The sequence below is a fragment of the Bradyrhizobium sp. GW821-FHT13H05 genome (assembly GCF_058804065.1).
The window spans coordinates 73679-88566 of sequence record NZ_JBXAPO010000016.1; the positions used below are offsets into that span (position 1 = coordinate 73679).

The 14888-nt window shown below is 65.2% G+C and carries 20 protein-coding genes; 14 read left to right on the forward strand and 6 right to left on the reverse strand.

The window, feature by feature from the left end:
• The first annotated feature begins 50 nt into the window (after positions 1 to 50).
• Complete coding sequence (locus AC1RR3_RS32390) at positions 51 to 791, forward strand: 2-keto-4-pentenoate hydratase (protein ID WP_492828314.1); 741 nt, start codon at positions 51 to 53, stop codon at positions 789 to 791.
• Between the two features lie 13 nt (positions 792 to 804).
• Here the strand turns inward: AC1RR3_RS32390 and AC1RR3_RS32395 are convergent, their stop codons facing one another.
• Together AC1RR3_RS32395 and AC1RR3_RS32400 are read right to left on the reverse strand one after the other, a co-directional pair.
• The gene (locus tag AC1RR3_RS32395; protein WP_492828315.1) at positions 805 to 954 is read right to left on the reverse strand and encodes a hypothetical protein; all 150 of its coding nucleotides are present in this window, start codon (positions 952 to 954) and stop codon (positions 805 to 807) included.
• A gap of 102 nt (positions 955 to 1056) precedes the next feature.
• A complete protein-coding gene (locus AC1RR3_RS32400; protein WP_492828317.1) occupies positions 1057 to 1410 on the reverse strand; it encodes an MmcQ/YjbR family DNA-binding protein in 354 nt (117 codons plus the stop codon).
• 69 nt (positions 1411 to 1479) lie between these two features.
• Between AC1RR3_RS32400 and AC1RR3_RS32405 the strand changes: the two genes are divergently transcribed.
• The 3 genes from AC1RR3_RS32405 to AC1RR3_RS32415 all read left to right on the forward strand — a co-directional run bounded on the left by AC1RR3_RS32405 (position 1480) and on the right by AC1RR3_RS32415 (position 3450).
• Positions 1480 to 2031, forward strand: a complete 552-nt coding sequence (locus AC1RR3_RS32405) for a carboxymuconolactone decarboxylase family protein (protein ID WP_492828319.1) — start codon at positions 1480 to 1482, stop codon at positions 2029 to 2031.
• A gap of 128 nt (positions 2032 to 2159) precedes the next feature.
• Positions 2160 to 2783 (forward strand): PadR family transcriptional regulator, encoded by a 624-nt coding sequence (locus AC1RR3_RS32410; RefSeq protein WP_492828320.1) that lies wholly within the window; start codon positions 2160 to 2162, stop codon positions 2781 to 2783.
• A 22-nt stretch (positions 2784 to 2805) separates the two neighbouring features.
• A complete protein-coding gene (locus AC1RR3_RS32415) occupies positions 2806 to 3450 on the forward strand; it encodes an O-methyltransferase (protein ID WP_492828321.1) in 645 nt (214 codons plus the stop codon).
• On the opposite strand, the gene AC1RR3_RS32420 is transcribed toward AC1RR3_RS32415, so the two are convergent.
• Positions 3431 to 3664, reverse strand: coding sequence for a tautomerase family protein (locus tag AC1RR3_RS32420; RefSeq protein WP_492828323.1), 234 nt, complete (start codon positions 3662 to 3664; stop codon positions 3431 to 3433). The two genes, AC1RR3_RS32415 and AC1RR3_RS32420, sit on opposite strands and share 20 nt — an antisense overlap.
• Positions 3665 to 3699: 35 nt before the next feature.
• The gene (locus tag AC1RR3_RS32425; RefSeq protein WP_492828325.1) at positions 3700 to 4440 is read right to left on the reverse strand and encodes an SDR family oxidoreductase; all 741 of its coding nucleotides are present in this window, start codon (positions 4438 to 4440) and stop codon (positions 3700 to 3702) included.
• A gap of 104 nt (positions 4441 to 4544) precedes the next feature.
• On the opposite strand from AC1RR3_RS32425, the gene AC1RR3_RS32430 reads away from it, so the two are divergent.
• The 4 genes from AC1RR3_RS32430 (at position 4545) to AC1RR3_RS32445 (ending at position 9431) form a co-directional block, all read left to right on the forward strand.
• Positions 4545 to 5438 (forward strand): LysR family transcriptional regulator, encoded by an 894-nt coding sequence (locus AC1RR3_RS32430; RefSeq protein ID WP_492828327.1) that lies wholly within the window; start codon positions 4545 to 4547, stop codon positions 5436 to 5438.
• Between the two features lie 1063 nt (positions 5439 to 6501).
• Positions 6502 to 8166: an acetolactate synthase large subunit gene (locus tag AC1RR3_RS32435; protein ID WP_492828329.1), complete on the forward strand. Its 1665-nt coding sequence runs from the start codon at positions 6502 to 6504 to the stop codon at positions 8164 to 8166.
• 220 nt (positions 8167 to 8386) lie between these two features.
• Entirely contained in the window at positions 8387 to 8734 is a 348-nt protein-coding gene (locus tag AC1RR3_RS32440) for a Lin0512 family protein (RefSeq protein WP_492828331.1), read from the forward strand.
• A 4-nt stretch (positions 8735 to 8738) separates the two neighbouring features.
• Positions 8739 to 9431, forward strand: a complete 693-nt coding sequence (locus AC1RR3_RS32445; RefSeq protein WP_492828333.1) for a GNAT family N-acetyltransferase — start codon at positions 8739 to 8741, stop codon at positions 9429 to 9431.
• Between the two features lie 31 nt (positions 9432 to 9462).
• Here AC1RR3_RS32445 and AC1RR3_RS32450 read toward each other — a convergent pair whose 3' ends face one another.
• Positions 9463 to 10002: a hypothetical protein gene (locus AC1RR3_RS32450; RefSeq protein ID WP_492828335.1), complete on the reverse strand. Its 540-nt coding sequence runs from the start codon at positions 10000 to 10002 to the stop codon at positions 9463 to 9465.
• 300 nt (positions 10003 to 10302) lie between these two features.
• Here AC1RR3_RS32450 and AC1RR3_RS32455 point away from each other — a divergent pair, with 300 nt between their 5' ends.
• The 6 genes from AC1RR3_RS32455 to AC1RR3_RS32480 all read left to right on the forward strand — a co-directional run bounded on the left by AC1RR3_RS32455 (position 10303) and on the right by AC1RR3_RS32480 (position 14101).
• Positions 10303 to 11445 (forward strand): serine hydrolase domain-containing protein, encoded by a 1143-nt coding sequence (locus AC1RR3_RS32455; protein WP_492828530.1) that lies wholly within the window; start codon positions 10303 to 10305, stop codon positions 11443 to 11445.
• Between the two features lie 112 nt (positions 11446 to 11557).
• A complete protein-coding gene (locus AC1RR3_RS32460; RefSeq protein WP_492828337.1) occupies positions 11558 to 11767 on the forward strand; it encodes a YgaP family membrane protein in 210 nt (69 codons plus the stop codon).
• Positions 11764 to 12285, forward strand: a complete 522-nt coding sequence (locus AC1RR3_RS32465; RefSeq protein WP_492828339.1) for an RNA polymerase sigma factor — start codon at positions 11764 to 11766, stop codon at positions 12283 to 12285. Before AC1RR3_RS32460 ends, AC1RR3_RS32465 begins: the two co-directional genes overlap by 4 nt.
• 3 nt (positions 12286 to 12288) lie before the next feature.
• Positions 12289 to 12636 (forward strand): carboxymuconolactone decarboxylase family protein, encoded by a 348-nt coding sequence (locus tag AC1RR3_RS32470; protein WP_492828341.1) that lies wholly within the window; start codon positions 12289 to 12291, stop codon positions 12634 to 12636.
• A gap of 31 nt (positions 12637 to 12667) precedes the next feature.
• Positions 12668 to 13333, forward strand: a complete 666-nt coding sequence (locus AC1RR3_RS32475) for a DUF429 domain-containing protein (RefSeq protein WP_492828343.1) — start codon at positions 12668 to 12670, stop codon at positions 13331 to 13333.
• Positions 13334 to 13396: 63 nt separating this feature from the next.
• On the forward strand, positions 13397 to 14101 hold the full coding sequence (locus AC1RR3_RS32480; RefSeq protein WP_492828345.1) for a glutathione S-transferase family protein: 705 nt from the start codon (positions 13397 to 13399) through the stop codon (positions 14099 to 14101).
• 2 nt (positions 14102 to 14103) lie between these two features.
• On the opposite strand, the gene AC1RR3_RS32485 is transcribed toward AC1RR3_RS32480, so the two are convergent.
• The gene (locus AC1RR3_RS32485; RefSeq protein ID WP_492828347.1) at positions 14104 to 14886 is read right to left on the reverse strand and encodes a sulfite exporter TauE/SafE family protein; all 783 of its coding nucleotides are present in this window, start codon (positions 14884 to 14886) and stop codon (positions 14104 to 14106) included.
• Between the last annotated feature and the right edge of the window lie 2 nt (positions 14887 to 14888).

A 14888-nucleotide genomic window follows, 5' to 3' on the forward strand; every position in this document is an offset into this window, starting at 1 on the left:
CTGCTTGGAGCGCCTGTCGGCGGAGCTGGAATACACTACGGGAGAACATCGTGAGCAATGCGAATGAAGTGGGGGAGCGGCTGGTCGCAGCCCGCAACAGCGGGCGGCCGGTCTCCTGGCATGATGTTCTGCCTTCGGATCGTGCCGCCGCCTACGCGATCCAGGATGCCACGCTGGCCCGGATCGGCCCGATCGGCGGCTGGAAGGTCGGCGCGTCGAACGCGGAGGCCGAGCCGAACTGCGCGCCGCTGCCTGTGTCGGGCCTGCTCGCTTCCGGTGCGCGACTGGGGACGGGATTGCTGCGCGGTGTGGAAGCGGAAGTCGCACTCCGGGTCGGGCGCGCGCTCACGATCGACGATGCCGCATTGCCCGATCGCGAATTGGCTGGCGCCTTTGATGCCGCGTATCCCGTCATCGAGGTGGTCGAGACGCGCCTTGCGGATTGGACCAACAGCGCGGCCTTGGCCCAGCTTGCGGATTTGCAGAGCCACGGCGCGCTGCTGATGGGACCGGCCTCGACAGTCAGCCCTGCTTCCATCGATCTGAGGAAAGTCGAGGCGCACATCTTGATCGGCGACGACATCAGTAAGCGAACGACAGGCGGCAATCCGGCAGGCGACATCTGGCGTCTGCTGCGCTGGCTCGTTCGCCATTGTGCCGAGCGAGGTACGCCGCTCGCGCGGGGCCAGATCGTCACGACAGGCTCGTGCACCGGCATGATCTTCGCACGTGAGGGGGCCAGCGTTCGTGCGCGTCTCGAAGGTTTCGGCGAGGTTGCCGTCGATTTCTGAAATCAGCGCCGATCTAATTGCAGATTGCGCGCGGAATCATCCACGTCGCAACGGTCTGCCAGATCCCGCTCTCGCGGCGCTGATAGGCGACGAAATCGGCGCCTTCACCGTGCATCAGCTCGTAGCGATGGGTCTTGGTGGCTGCAGCGCTGGACTTGGTCATGGAACTCTCCATCGGACATGGGGTTTCCGCTGAGCTAGTTGCGGTGCAGCATCGATCCAATGGGAGGATGATGGTCATCTCATCACGTTGTGGAGAGGGGCCTCAATCGAGCCCCAGCGCCTTGCGCGATTTGCGCGTGAGTTTCGCCACGATCAGTGCATGGGCCTGCGCCAGATAGCCGGTGAGCTCCGCATCAGGCAACGCGTTGTTGCTGGCGAGCTGCACCCATCTCGCCCGCGCCAGATAGGGCGCGGGCCGTGCGACACCATGTTCGATCAGCATCGCATAGGCCATGTCCGAGACCTTGAACATGTAGCCTCCGGTGCCTGCCGCAAAGCCGCCGCCGAGCGCGAACATCTTGCCGCCGACCTTGAACACGGAGGTGCCTTCCCACTGCACCACCTTGGTGGCGGCGGGCAGGCGCAGGCAGCGTGCTTCAAATGTCTTGGGTGTCATGCGATCGCGACCGGGACGCAAGGCGGGCCTTTATGGCAGCATAGGCGTTCCAACCAGGGATGAATTGCCATGTCGCGCGTTTCGATCAAGACCAGGGACGATTTGCCGGACGCACTGAAGCCGCTGTGGGACAAGATGACGACCTACGGCGCGTTCGAGAACCAGGCCGGTGTCATGGCGCACCGCCTGCCGATCTTCAAGCACATGTGGTCGCTGCTGGTCGATCTTGCCCAGGACGGTAATCTGTCGAAGCGTCATCTCGAGCTTGCGCTGGTCACGGTCTCCTTGCTCAACAAATGCGACTATTGCGTCTCGCATCACGCGCCGAAGCTGGCCGTGCAGGGCGTCTCGGAGCAGGGCGCCGCGCGCCTGATCGACTACAAGGACCATCCCGAGCTCGACGACCTCGACAAGCTCGTCGTCGAATATTCCATCGCCGTCACCAACAACTGGAACAAGACCCGCGACGAGATCTTTGCCCGCCTCCGCGCGCACTTCTCGGAAGCGCAGATCGTCGAGCTGACCTGGCGCATCGCACTGTGCGGCGCCTTCAACCGCTTCAACGACATCCTTCAGCTCGAGGTCGAGCAGGGCGTCCCTCATAGCGAAGCCGCCGAGTAACGGCGAGGCGTCTGCGCCGGGTTCCGGCCGGGGACCGGCGTCCGGGGGCCCGATCACAGAGTTGTGGGTTGCGGGAAAGGCTATCGCAAACTATATCGTAAGATATGTTTTACAAAAGGACTTACGATATGAAGCACGGACGAGACCACAGAGACTTCCATTTTGGACACTTCGCCCACTTCGCCATGGGCCGGCACGGCGGGCGGCCCCGCTTCGGCCGCGGCGGCCACGGCTTCTTCGGGCGCGGCGGCGACGATTTTCCGGGCGCCCGGCGGCTCTCGTCGCAGGACCTCCAGCTGGTGGTCCTGGCGCTGCTGGCCGAGAATCCGGCGCATGGCTACGAGCTGATCAAGATCATCGAGGAGCGATCCGACGGCTTCTACACACCGAGCCCGGGCGTGATCTATCCGGCGCTGACCTATCTCGAAGAGGTCGGGCACAGCAGCGTCCAGCAGGATGGCGGCCGCAAGCTCTACAGCATCACCCCGCAGGGAGAGGCGCATCTGGCCGAGAACCGCGCGACCGCGGATGCGATCCTGCAAGCGTTGTCGCGGATCGGCCGCCGCATGGACGAGGTGCGCGAGGCCTTCGCCGGCGTCAGCGATCTCGACGGCGGCGCCTCGGACGAGCTGCACCGCGCCCGCCACAACCTCAAGCGTGCGCTGCGCGCCAAGCACGACAGCGATTCCGCCGAAGCACGCCGCATCGCCGCGATCCTGGATCGCGCCGCCGCCGAAATCCTCGGCAAGTGACGGGCAGCAAGGGAAGCAACGCATGAACGATCGGTCCCACAGCCCGATTGCCGACCCGCGCGTCAACGCCGTGCTCGCGCGAATGCAAGGCGCGCGGCAGCGTCCGTCAGGCGGCGGCCCGCGCGGCGCATTCAACAGCCGCGATCCCCACGCCTATGCCGAGCAGGGATTTTCCATCCATCCTGAGCAGGGCGAATTGATCTACTTGCTGTGTCGCGGCCTGCGCGCCACGCGCGTGGCGGAGTTCGCGACCTCGGTTGGCATGTCCACGCTGTATTTCGCGGCGGCGCTACGCGACAATGGCGGCGGCACCGTGATCGGCTCGGAGATCGTGCCGGCCAAGGTCGAGACCGCCAAACGCAATCTCGCCGAAGCAGGCCTTGCCGACTACGCCGAGATCCGGGAGGGCGATGCGCGCAAAACCTTGCGCGATCTCGGCGGCCCCGTCGATTTCGTGCTGATCGATGGCTGGCCGGGCGAGGCAGGTCCCTCGCTGGCGCGCGAGGTGATCGAGATCGTCGCGCCGCAGCTGCGCGTCGGCGGCTATGTCATGAACGACAATGCCGAGCCCGACTATCTCGACTTCATCCGCGATCCCCAAAACGGCTTCGTCTCGATGACGCTGCCGCTCAAGGGCGGCACCGAGCTCAGCCTGAAGCTGGCGTGACGCTGTCGCGGGCGCGATAGGCGTCGGGAACGACGAACACCTCGTCGGCGCGGCCATAACCGCCGTCGGGGACTTCCTCGATCAGCACCATCGTGTGCGGCCGCGCCGCTTCGCCGAAATAGTGGACGAACAGCGCGGTGAGGTTATGTACGATCTCCGCCTTCTGCGCCTGCGACAATGCGGCCTGCGGGATCTTGATGTTGGCGAACGGCATGATGGATGTCTCCGTATGATGTGTCGTGCGGTGCGTCAGACCACGCCGCCATTGGCGCGGATGATTTGGCCGTTGACCCAGCCGCTGTCGTGGCCGGCGAGGAAGGCGACCACGCCGGCGATGTCGTCGGGCTGGCCGAGGCGGCCGAACGGGTTCATGGCGGCAATGGCGCGCACCTGCTGCTCGCTCTTGCCTTCCAGGAACAGCCGGGTCTCGACCGGACCGGGGGCCACCGCATTGACGGTGATGCGCCGGCCGCCGAGCTCCTTGGCGAGGATGTGCGTCATGGCTTCGACCGCGGCCTTGGTTGCGGCGTAGACGCCGTAGCCGGGCTGATAGAGACCGACGACACTGGACGAGAAATTGACGATGCGGCCACCGTCGCGGAGCCGCCGCGCCGCTTCGCGCAGGGACCGGAACACGCTGTCGAGGTTGATTGAAATCTGCCGCGCGAATGATTCATCGCTCACCTCGGCGAGCGGCCCGAGCTCCATCACTCCGGCATTGTTGACGAGGACGTCGACGCTGCCGAAGGCGTGCTCGGCCGCATCGAACAGCCGCGCCGGGGTTGCGGGATCGGCGAGATCGGCCTGCACGGCGATGGCGCGCCCGCCGGCGGCTTCGATCCCGGCAACGAGTGCGTCGGCAGCCGTCTTGCCACTCGCATAGTTGATCGCGACCGCGATGCCGTCCTGCGCCAGCCGGCGGGCGATCGCGGCGCCAATGCCGCGGGAGCCGCCGGTGACGATGGCGGTGCGCTGGGATGGGTTGGTCATGGCGGATCTCCTCGATGTCTTCTGGCTGGGAGATACCTGATCGTTGGGGCCGGATAATCGCCCAAGACTTGCCATCACTTGTCGGCTGTGGTGAACAATCGGCCATGGACTGTTTTGACGCCATGCGCCTGTTCGTCCGCCTCGTGGAACGGCAAAGTTTTACAGCCGCGGCGGCCGACCTCGGCATTCCCCGCTCGACAGCGAGCGAGGTGCTGCGAAGCCTCGAAGCGCGGCTGGGCGCGCGCCTGCTCGAACGGACCACGCGTCATGTGACGCCGACGCTCGACGGCGAGGACTATTACCGTCGCTGTGTCGCCATCCTGGCGGAGGTCGAGGAAGCCGAAACCGCGATGCGCGATACGCGGCCGCGTGGCCTGCTCCGCATTGACGCGCATCCGTTGCTGACCCGCACCTTCATCCTGCCGCATCTGCCGGCTTTCCTGGCGCGCTATCCGCAGCTCGACCTGCAGATCGGGCAGGGCGACCGCCTGGTCGATCTTGTGCGCGAGGGCATCGATTGCGTGATCCGGTCGGGCGAGCCCGAGGACAGCGGGATGATCCTGCGCCGCCTCGGCACCATCGCGGAGATCACGGTCGCGAGCCCGGCCTATATCGCTGGCCATGGGATGCCCGCGACGCCTGATGCGCTCGACGGCCATCAGATGGTGGCCTTCGTCTCCTCGCGCACCGGCGATGTGCTGCCGCTGGAATTTTCCGTCGCCGGCGCGCTGCGGCAAATCGTGCTGCCGAGCCGGGTTCGCGTCAACAATTCCGACACCATGGCGGATCTGGCACGGCTCGGCTTCGGCCTCGCGCAGGCGCCCCGCTATCGCTTTGCGGATGATCTCGCCAGCGGCACGCTGGTCGAGGTGCTAGCGGGCCATCCGCCGTCGCCGACACCGCTCTCGGCGCTCTATCCGCAGAACCGCCAGCTCGCGCTGCGCCTGCGCGTGTTCCTGGACTGGATAGCGGGCATTTTTGCCGAGGCGAAGCTGTAAGGGGGCGTTTCGTAGCCCGGATGGAGCGAAGCGCAATCCGGGGCCTCTTTTCCGCGGGCACGATTCCCGGATTACGCTTCGCTCCATCCAGGCTACGAGACCTTGTGTTGCCCGTCGGGCAAAACACACAAATGACGGGTCAATCCGCGCACGCGAAAATATTCCACTTTACCGAAATTCGGCTTTGGCGTATTCATGCGCCACCTCATCCCTGTCAGAGGGGCGTATCGCGATCGTCACGAACGCGGGGTGAGCTGCGGTGGACGCTCGTCACATCGGCGCGAAGGGTTTCGCAGGGCGGGCAACCGTGAGCGAAAGACGTCGCGCACACGACCGGTGTGATCTGCGTACGGCAAAACCGTGTCGTCCTGGCGCCCGGGGTCTGTGCGCCAAGTCTTGTGGTGATGTGGCGGCCCGACCGGGCACGCGCATCAGTCATCCGCAAGGCGACGGGGGCAATAGTGCAACGCTCCCCGGGGAGAGCTCGGCATAAGCCGTCAAACCACTGCGCAGGGAAGGCCGGATGTTTGGCTTCACCTGTATGCCGCTGTGCAGCTTTTCCAAGCACACGTTTCGCACAGTGGACCGCGGGTGCCCGGCCGGCACCCGGTCTTCCCTGCGCCCTCTGACATCGGAGGGTGTCGCGACGAAGCAAAGCTCGGGCGAACCACGCCGCGAGGCCGCGAACCCATATCAGCCATTCAACAACGGTCTCGTGCCCCGGACGCGCTGCAACGCCCTTCGCGTTGCTGCGCAGAGCCGGGGCCCATGTTGCAGCGAGTGCCGCAGTCTGCCGGGTCCCGGCTCTGCGCCGCACCGCTGCGCGCTGCGTCGCGTCCGGGACACGAGAGTGGCGAACGGAGTAGTTCCACACTCCGTCATTGCGAGCGCAGCGACGCAACCCAGAAACGTATCCACGGATGGACTCTGGATTGCTTCGCTTCGCTGGCAATGACGGTGCTGATGCATTTGCGCGCCTCTTTGTGAGTTGTGCATGCGGCCTGGATGGCTACCATGCGCCCGTTCTCGTGGACCACGGGAGCCAGCAGCAGGCGGAGGCGACATGAGCGGGCAGGACCACAAAGTCAAAGGATCGGACCTGTTTGTCGCGGCGCTGGAGAACGAAGGCGTCGACCGCATTTTTGGCGTGCCCGGCGAGGAAAATCTCGATCTGGTCGAATCGCTCCGCACGTCCAGAATCGAGTTGGTCCTGACCCGCCACGAGCAGGCCGCCGCCTTCATGGCCGCCACGCATGGCCGGTTGACCGGAAAGCCCGGTGTCTGTCTTTCTACGCTCGGCCCCGGCGCGCTCAATTTGTCCACCGGTGCCGCCTATGCGCATCTCGGCGCGATGCCGATGATCCTGATCACCGGCCAGAAGCCGATCATGAGCAGCCGGCAGGCGCGTTTCCAGATCGTGGACGTGGTCGCGACCATGAAGCCGCTGACGAAGCTGTCGCGGCAGATCATCAGCGCCTCCAGCATCCCGACCGTGGTGCGCGACGCCTTTCGCGTGGCGATGGAGGAGCGGCCCGGGCCGGTGCATCTCGAACTGCCCGAGGACATCGCGGGCGATGAGGTGCCTGCCACCCCCGTGATCCCGATCCATCCGATCGAAATCCCTGTCGCCCATCGTGCCGCGCTCGACCGCGCCGCCGAGATGATCTTGGCGGCAAAGAGCCCGCTGGTGATGATGGGTGCCGCGACCAGCCGGCCGCGCTCGACGCACGGTATCGCAAGCTTCGTGCGGCGAACCGGCATTCCGTTTTTCACGACGCAAATGGGGAAGGGCACCGTGCCCGGCGGCACCAATCTCTACATGGGCACCGCGGCACTGTCCGAGCGCGACTACGTTCACGACGCGATCGACGCCGCCGACCTGATCGTGGCGATCGGTCACGACCCGATCGAGAAGCCGCCCTTCATCATGGGGCCGTCGGGGCCGAAAGTGATTCACGTCAGCTATACGTCAGCCAGCGTGGAGCAGGTCTATTTCCCGGACGCCGAGGTCATCGGCGACGTCGGCCCGAGCCTGGAGCTGCTCGCCGATCGCCTCGAGGGCAAGCTGCCGCAGGCCGCGGCGCTGCTGCCGTTGCGTGAAAAGATTCTCAGCCGCATCGCCGATCGCGCCACCGAGGCGCGCTGGCCGCCGACGCCGCAGCGGATCGTGCACGACATCCGCCAGGTGATCCCGGAGAACGGCATCGTCGCGCTCGACAACGGCATGTACAAGATCTGGTTCGCACGCAACTATCGCACCCGCGTCGCCAACACGCTGTTGCTCGACAACGCGCTGGCGACGATGGGCGCAGGCCTGCCGTCGGCGATGATGGCCGCGATGCTCTATCCCGATCGCCGCGTGCTCGCGGTCGCCGGCGACGGCGGCTTCATGATGAACAGCCAGGAGATGGAGACCGCCGTTCGCCTCAAGCTCAACCTCGTCGTGCTGGTGCTCGAGGATAACGCCTACGGCATGATCCGCTGGAAGCAGGCCGTCGATCATTTCGCCGACTATGGCATGACCTTCGGCAATCCCGACTTTGCGCTGTACGCCAAGGCTTACGGCGCCAAGGGCCATCGCATCGCGAGCATCGACAGCTTTGGCCCGACGCTGGATGCCGCGTTCAAGGAGGGCGGCGTGCATCTGGTCGTGATCCCGATCGACTATTCGGAGAATGTGCGGGTGCTGGTGGATGAGCTGCGCGCGCATGAGAAGGCGAAAGCGTGAGGGCTACGGTCTCGTGCCCCGGACGCAGCGCAGCGCTCCTTCAGCGGTGTGCTGCAGAGCCGGGGCCCATGCATCAGCGAGCTCTGCGGCCTCCTGGGTCCCGGCTCTGCGCAGCAACGCGAAAAGCGTTGCAGCGCGTCCGGGACACGAGGCAACGACTTGTGTCGCGCCCTACGATCATCGACACTCCCAATCACCCAACCAACCACAGGAATATGAAATGACTCGCGTTCGCTGTATCACCGAGATGGGCATGGGCGTCGACGTCCACGGCAGGGACGCCACCAAGGCGGCGAAACGTGCCGTGTCGGATGCCATCCGGCATTCGAGCCTCGGGTTCTTCCGGATGATCGGCAAGACCGCGAACGACATGTTCGTCGATGTCACGATCGCCGTTCCCAATCCGGAAGCCGTGGACAAGGAAGCCGTTGCGAAGGAGCTGCCTTATGGCACCGTGACTGTGAATGCGGTCAAGGGCGGGCTGGAGATTCCCTCGGCCACGGAAGTGGCCAACGACCCCATCCTGATCGCCAATGCGGCCGTCATCGTCAGCTTCGACAAGGACTAGGCCAGTGTCCGACAGCGATGAGCGGCTGCTGGATCGTCCGATCTGGAGCGCGCTGACGACAAGCCAGAAGCATCTGGCGGAGGGCGGCCCACGCGCGCTGCGCTATCCCGTGGACATGACGCCGTTTGCCGACATGGTCGACATGTCGGCGACAAGCTTTGCCGCGCTCGGCGATCTCTTGTCGGGCTCGCAGGTCGCCGCGTTGTTCACACCCGAGCCAGTCGAGGTGCCCGCCAGCTTCAAGGTGGTGCTCGCCGAGACCGGCGAGCAGATGATCGGCTCCCCCGCCGACAGTTCGCTCCGCGATGCCGAGATCGTCACGCTGGGCGCCGCCGACGTTCCCGCCATGATGGCGCTGACAGAGCTGACCAAGCCCGGTCCATTCGCGCTGCGGACCCATGAGCTCGGCACCTTCCTCGGCATCCGCGCCGGCGGTGAGCTGGTCGCGATGACGGGCGAGCGGATGAAGCCGGGAAAGTTCGTCGAGATGACGGCCGTCTGCGTGCATCCGGACTATCGCGGGCGCGGCTACGCACAGGCGCTGCTTGCGGCGGTCGCGCGCCGGATCGAGGCGCGTGGCGAGATCCCGTTCCTGCACGTGTTCTCGAGCAACGCGTCCGCGATCGCCCTCTATCAGCGGCAGGGCATGCGCATCCGCCGCCGCCTGCACGTCACTGGGCTGATGAAGCAGGGATGACGGCCCGGTGGCGCGCACCGGGCCGCTGCGATCAGGTCTTGTAATCGACCAGCAGCGCGCTCGACGCGGAGGAATTGTTGCTGCCGCTGGCGCTATAGGAGGTCGACTGGCTGGTCGCGCTCTGAAGCATTGCGAGCAACTCCTTCATCATGTCCTCGGTGGTGGTGGAGGACGAGCTGGACGAGGAAGTGGAGGAGGTCGAGTCGGTGCTCGAGGAGTCGCTGCTGTCGTCCGGCGGCGGAGGCGGGCCGCCGGCACCACTGGCGCCGCCGGAGAACGTGTTGGCGAAGACGTTCTTCAGTTCGCTGGCCTGGTCGCTGGTCAGCTTGCCGCTCGACACCTCGCTCTGGATCAGGTCGTCGATCTTGGATTGCATCTCGTCGGACGAGGGCGGTGACGAGGAGCTGGATGCGCCGCTCTTGAGGGCGGAATCGATGTCGTCGAGCGCGGAGGAGAGCGCCGATTCGTCGCTCGAGCTGACGGTGCCCGCCGAGACTTCCTTGGTGAGCTCGCTCTTAAGGCGGTCGAGTGGCGAGTACGAACTGGCGGAGGTTGCGGAGATCGAGGTCATTGTGGGTTACCCATGATGAGGTCAGGAATACGCCGAACATGGGTGTGAGGCTAAAGGTCGCCCGATTAACGAGGTCTTGCCGCAAGGATTGCAGCGGTTTTCGTTGTGTTGCTCGCGCCCTGATGAACACGCGGCGAAACAAAAATGCCGATGTGACCGGCGCGGACCCGGCCCTGGAAGGGTGGGCTTCCCCGCGGCCGATTTGTCGCTATATCCATCTCAACCAATTCAGGGAGGCAGCACGTCATGGACGCCAAGGCAGACATCAAGACGGTTGATTTTTCCGCCGCGCGGACGGCGATGCAGCGCTACGTCGATCAGGAAATCATCCCCGGCGCGTCCTGGGCGGTGCTGCGCGGCGGCGAAATTGTCGACCAGCAATGCGTCGGCTTCGCTGATCGCGAGACGAAGACGGCGCTGCGGCCCGATCACATCTTTCGCGCGTTTTCCAACACCAAGATCTTCGTCACCTGCTCGATCATGCTGCTGATGGAAGAGGGGCGTATCGGGCTCGATGACGCCGTCGAGAAATTCCTGCCGCAGCTCGGCAATCGCAAGGTCTTGAAGCAGGGCGCGGCAAGCCTTGCCGATGTCGAGCCGGCTAAGGGTTCGATCACGATCCGCCAGCTGCTGACCCACACCTCCGGCCTCAGCTACGGCATCTTCGATCCCGGCTCGGTGCTGTTCAAAGGCTACAACGGGGCGGGCGTGCTCAATCCGCTGACGCCGCTGACCGACATGATCGACAAGCTCGCCGATCTGCCGCTGTCTTATCAGCCTGGCACGGCCTGGGAATATTCGGTGGCGACCGACGTGCTCGGCCGCGTCGTCGAGGTCGTCTCGGGAAAATCCCTCGATGCTTTCTTCAAGGCGCGCATCTTCGATCCGCTCGGCATGACCGATACCGGATTCTACGTGCCGGAGGCGCAGCAGGGCAGGCTGGTCGCGCTCTACAATGGTGCTGACCCGCTTGATCCCACGAAGCCCGGCCTCACGCGAGCCGACAATCTGCCTTTTCCGCAAGCCTATCGGCGGCCGTTCCCGCGGCTCTCGGGCGGCGGCGGTCTGGTGTCGACCCTGCCGGACATGCTCGCACTCGTGCGCGCGCTGGTGCCCGGCTCGGACGCGCTGCTCAAGCCGGAGACGCTGCGGCAGATGATGACGAACCAGCTGCCCGCGGGGCGGACCATCCGCTTTGCCAATCTCGGGCCGATCCCCGGCAAGGGCTTTGGCCTCGGCGGCGCCGTCACCTTCGCGCCGACGCCGTTCGATCCGCCGAATTCCACCGGCGAATTCCAGTGGGGCGGACTTGCCGGCACCCATTGGTGGATCTGCCCCGAGGCCAATACCGCGGGCGTCCTGATGGCCCAGCGCTACATGGGCTTCTGGAATCCGTTCTTCTTCGAGTTCAAGCGCCTGGCCTATCAGGCGGTCCAAAGCTGACCGCGAAAAGAGGCTCACCGCGAAAAAATTGCGCGCGCCCGCGAATCCTTTGCGGCCATCGCGCCCTCTTTGTAGTCGAGGCGATCAGCCTCGGTCTATCTCGGAGGATGCGATGGCATTTTACAGGAAGAACATCGGCGGCCTGCACCAGGCGGTGCGGATCGCCACAGGGATTGCGGTGGCAGTCGCGGCATTTGTTTACCTCGCCGGCGCTGCCGCGTGGCTGGTGGCCCTCGGCGGCGCAGGCTTCGCGCTGACCGGGCTCGTCGGCTATTGTCCGATGTGCGCTGTGGCGGGCATCGGACGAGGAGGTGTGTCGTGAGTGCGGCTGCAATCTCGCCAAACCTGTTCGAAGCCGCGCGGCTCGGCGATCCCCAGGCGATCGCGTCACTGCTCGCGACGGCACAGCCGGATATCCGCCGCTACGCGCGTGCGACCTGCCGCAGCTCGGCGGATGTCGAGGACGCGACGCAGGAGGCGATGTGGATCCTGTTCCGCCATGTCGGAACGATCCGCTCGCTGCTGGCCCTGTCCACCTGGCTGTTCAGCGTGGTCCGCCGCGAATGCTTGCGGCTCGCGCGCAAGGCCGGCCTTGCGCCGGCCGTCGATGCCAGTGAGGGGGAGGCCGTACTGCTGTCGCGGCCCGAGGCTGATCTGCGGCTCGACGTGGCCGCGGCTTTCGAGGCACTGCCGCCGCATTATCGCGATGTCGCGCTGATGCGCGACGTCAAGGAGATGACCATCGACGAAATCGCTGACGCGCTCGGCGCGACCAGGCTGACCGTGAAGGCACGCCTGCATCGCGCCCGCGCCCTGATGCGCGAATATCTGACGAGGTGAGACATGACCGATTACCAAACGCCTGACGATCTGAAGTCTGTCCCGGCCTTCGTGGCGCTGGCGCCGGTCGAGGCCAACGCATTCCTTGCGTTCAACCACGCGGTCGAGCGGAAGAACGGATTGATACCGGCCAAATATCGCGAGCTGATCTCGCTCGCTGTCGCGCTCACCACGCAATGCGCCTACTGTCTCGATGTGCATACGGCGCAGGCGGCCAAAGCCGGCGCGACGCGCGAGGAAGTCGCGGAAGCGGCATTGATCGCCGCGGCGGTGCGCGCCGGTGGCACGCTCGGCCATGCGCTGCTGGCGCAACGCCTGTTCGAGCGACATCGAGATGAGGCCTCGGGATGAGCGAGCGTTGGTTACGGGCCGGATCGCGCGCGTGAAGACCTATCTCGGCCTCGATGGATTTCGCTTCGGCTGGGTCGCGGCGTGGATCGACGAGCGCGGCGACCATGGCTTCGATTATTCACCGGGGCTCGCGCGCTTGCTCGCGTTGCCGCATGCGCGCGCGATGATCGACATGCCGATTGGATTGAAGTCGAGCGGTTATCGTGTGTGCGACCTGCGCGCGCGCGAATTGGTCGGCCCCGCCGTGTTTCTCGGCGCGCGTCGCGACCTCTGGACATTTCCTGACATGGTGGCGGCGAATCGCTACTACTGGAAGCATGAAGGCAAGGGCAGGGGTGTGTCGGCGCAGCTCTGGAATATCAGGGACAAGATCAGAGACGTCGACGAGATCATGACACCGGCACGGCAGGCGACGATCGGCGAAGCGCATCCGGAGTTGATCTTCTGGAATCTGGCCGGACGCGTGCGGCTCGACAGCAAGACGTCGGCGCGCGGGCGCCAACAGCGCATCGCTCTCCTGGAGCTGCGTGGCTTCACGCGTGTGCGAAAGTGGCTGGCGCAGCGTCATGGCACCGGCATCGGCCGCGATGATCTCATCGATGCCTGTGCCTGCGCGGTCGCGGCACGGGATAGCACCCGGCGTGTCGGCGGCGAGGAGGTCGATCCGCGTGGATTGCGGATGGAGATCAATTATTGAGCCTTGCGCCGTACGGCTCCTCGCCTAGATTAGATGCGCCTCAACAGCAGATTGTAGGTCCTCATGTCCGATCTCTCCGCCTTTCCCATCACCAAGCGCTGGCCGGCCAAGCATCCGGAGCAGCTTCAGCTCTATTCGCTGCCGACGCCGAACGGCGTCAAGGTCTCGATCATGCTGGAGGAGATCGGGCTGCCTTACGAAGTCCATCTCGTCGATTTCGGCAAGGACGACCAGAAGACGCCCGAGTTCCTCTCCCTCAATCCGAACGGCAAGATCCCGGCGATCCTCGATCCCAATGGGCCCGGCGGCAAACCGCTGCCGCTATTCGAGTCAGGTGCGATCCTGCAATATCTCGCGGAGAAGACCGGCAAGCTTTTGCCCGAAGATGCCGCGCGCCGTTATCAGACGCTCGCGTGGCTGCATTTTCAGATGGGCGGCATCGGGCCGATGTTCGGCCAGGTCGGCTTCTTCCACAAATTCGCCGGCAAGGATTTTGAGGACAAGCGTCCCCGCGACCGTTACGTCAGCGAGGCCAAGCGCCTGCTCGGCGTGATGGAGACGCATCTTGCGGGCCGACAATGGTTCATGGATGACGATTACACCATTGCCGACATCTCGATGCTTGGCTGGGTGCGCAATCTCATCGGCTTCTACGGCGCCGGCGATCTCGTCGAGTTCACCCAGTTCAAATCGGTCGGTGCATGGCTCGAACGCGGCCTCGCGCGCCCCGCCGTGCAGCGGGGGCTGAATATTCCGAAGCGGCCGTAAAGTCAGGTCAGCGCTTTATGCGTCATGTAGAGCGCCATCAACGAGACGAGGGCGATCATGGCCCGGCGCAGCACCGATTTGCTGACGCCGTTGGCCATGCGGGCGCCGAGATCGGTGCCGATCCAGAGGCCGGCAACGATGCCGATGATGGCCGGCCAGCCGACCATCAGGCCTTTGCTCCAGTAGATCCAGGCCGCCGGGATGTTGGTCGGGATCACCGAGAAGATCAGGCTGACCAGTTGCGCCTGATGCTGCGGCACGCGCAGGCCGGCGGCGAGGCCGACCGTGATCGCGAGCCCGCCGCCGATGCCCATGAAGCCGGAGGAAAATCCGGCCAGCGTACCGATGAGGAGCAGCGGGAGCCAGGGCAGTTCGTTGCGGTCGCTCGCCTCGTTGCTCTCGTCCTTGCGCTCGCGGCGCAGGATCAGCAGAGCGATCAGCGCGACGAGATAGACCACGTAAGTCCATTGCAGGACCGCGTCGGACACCGAGGCCGCGGCATAGCCGCCGCCCGCGCCACCGACGAGAAATCCGATGCCGATCCAGACGATCCATTGCAGCGGACTGCGATTGCCGCCCTGCCAGTAGCGGCGCGCACCGGCGAGACCGGTTGGGGGGATTTGCGCGATCAGCGATGTGCCCTGAGCAACGTGTTGCTCGGCCCCGAGCAACAACACGGAGAAGATCACGAGGCCGCCGCCCGGGCTTGTGCCCGTGAAGCCCGATGCCAGTCCTCCGACGAGGCCGACGCCGATACCTGCGAGGAGTTCATGAATCCAGGACATCG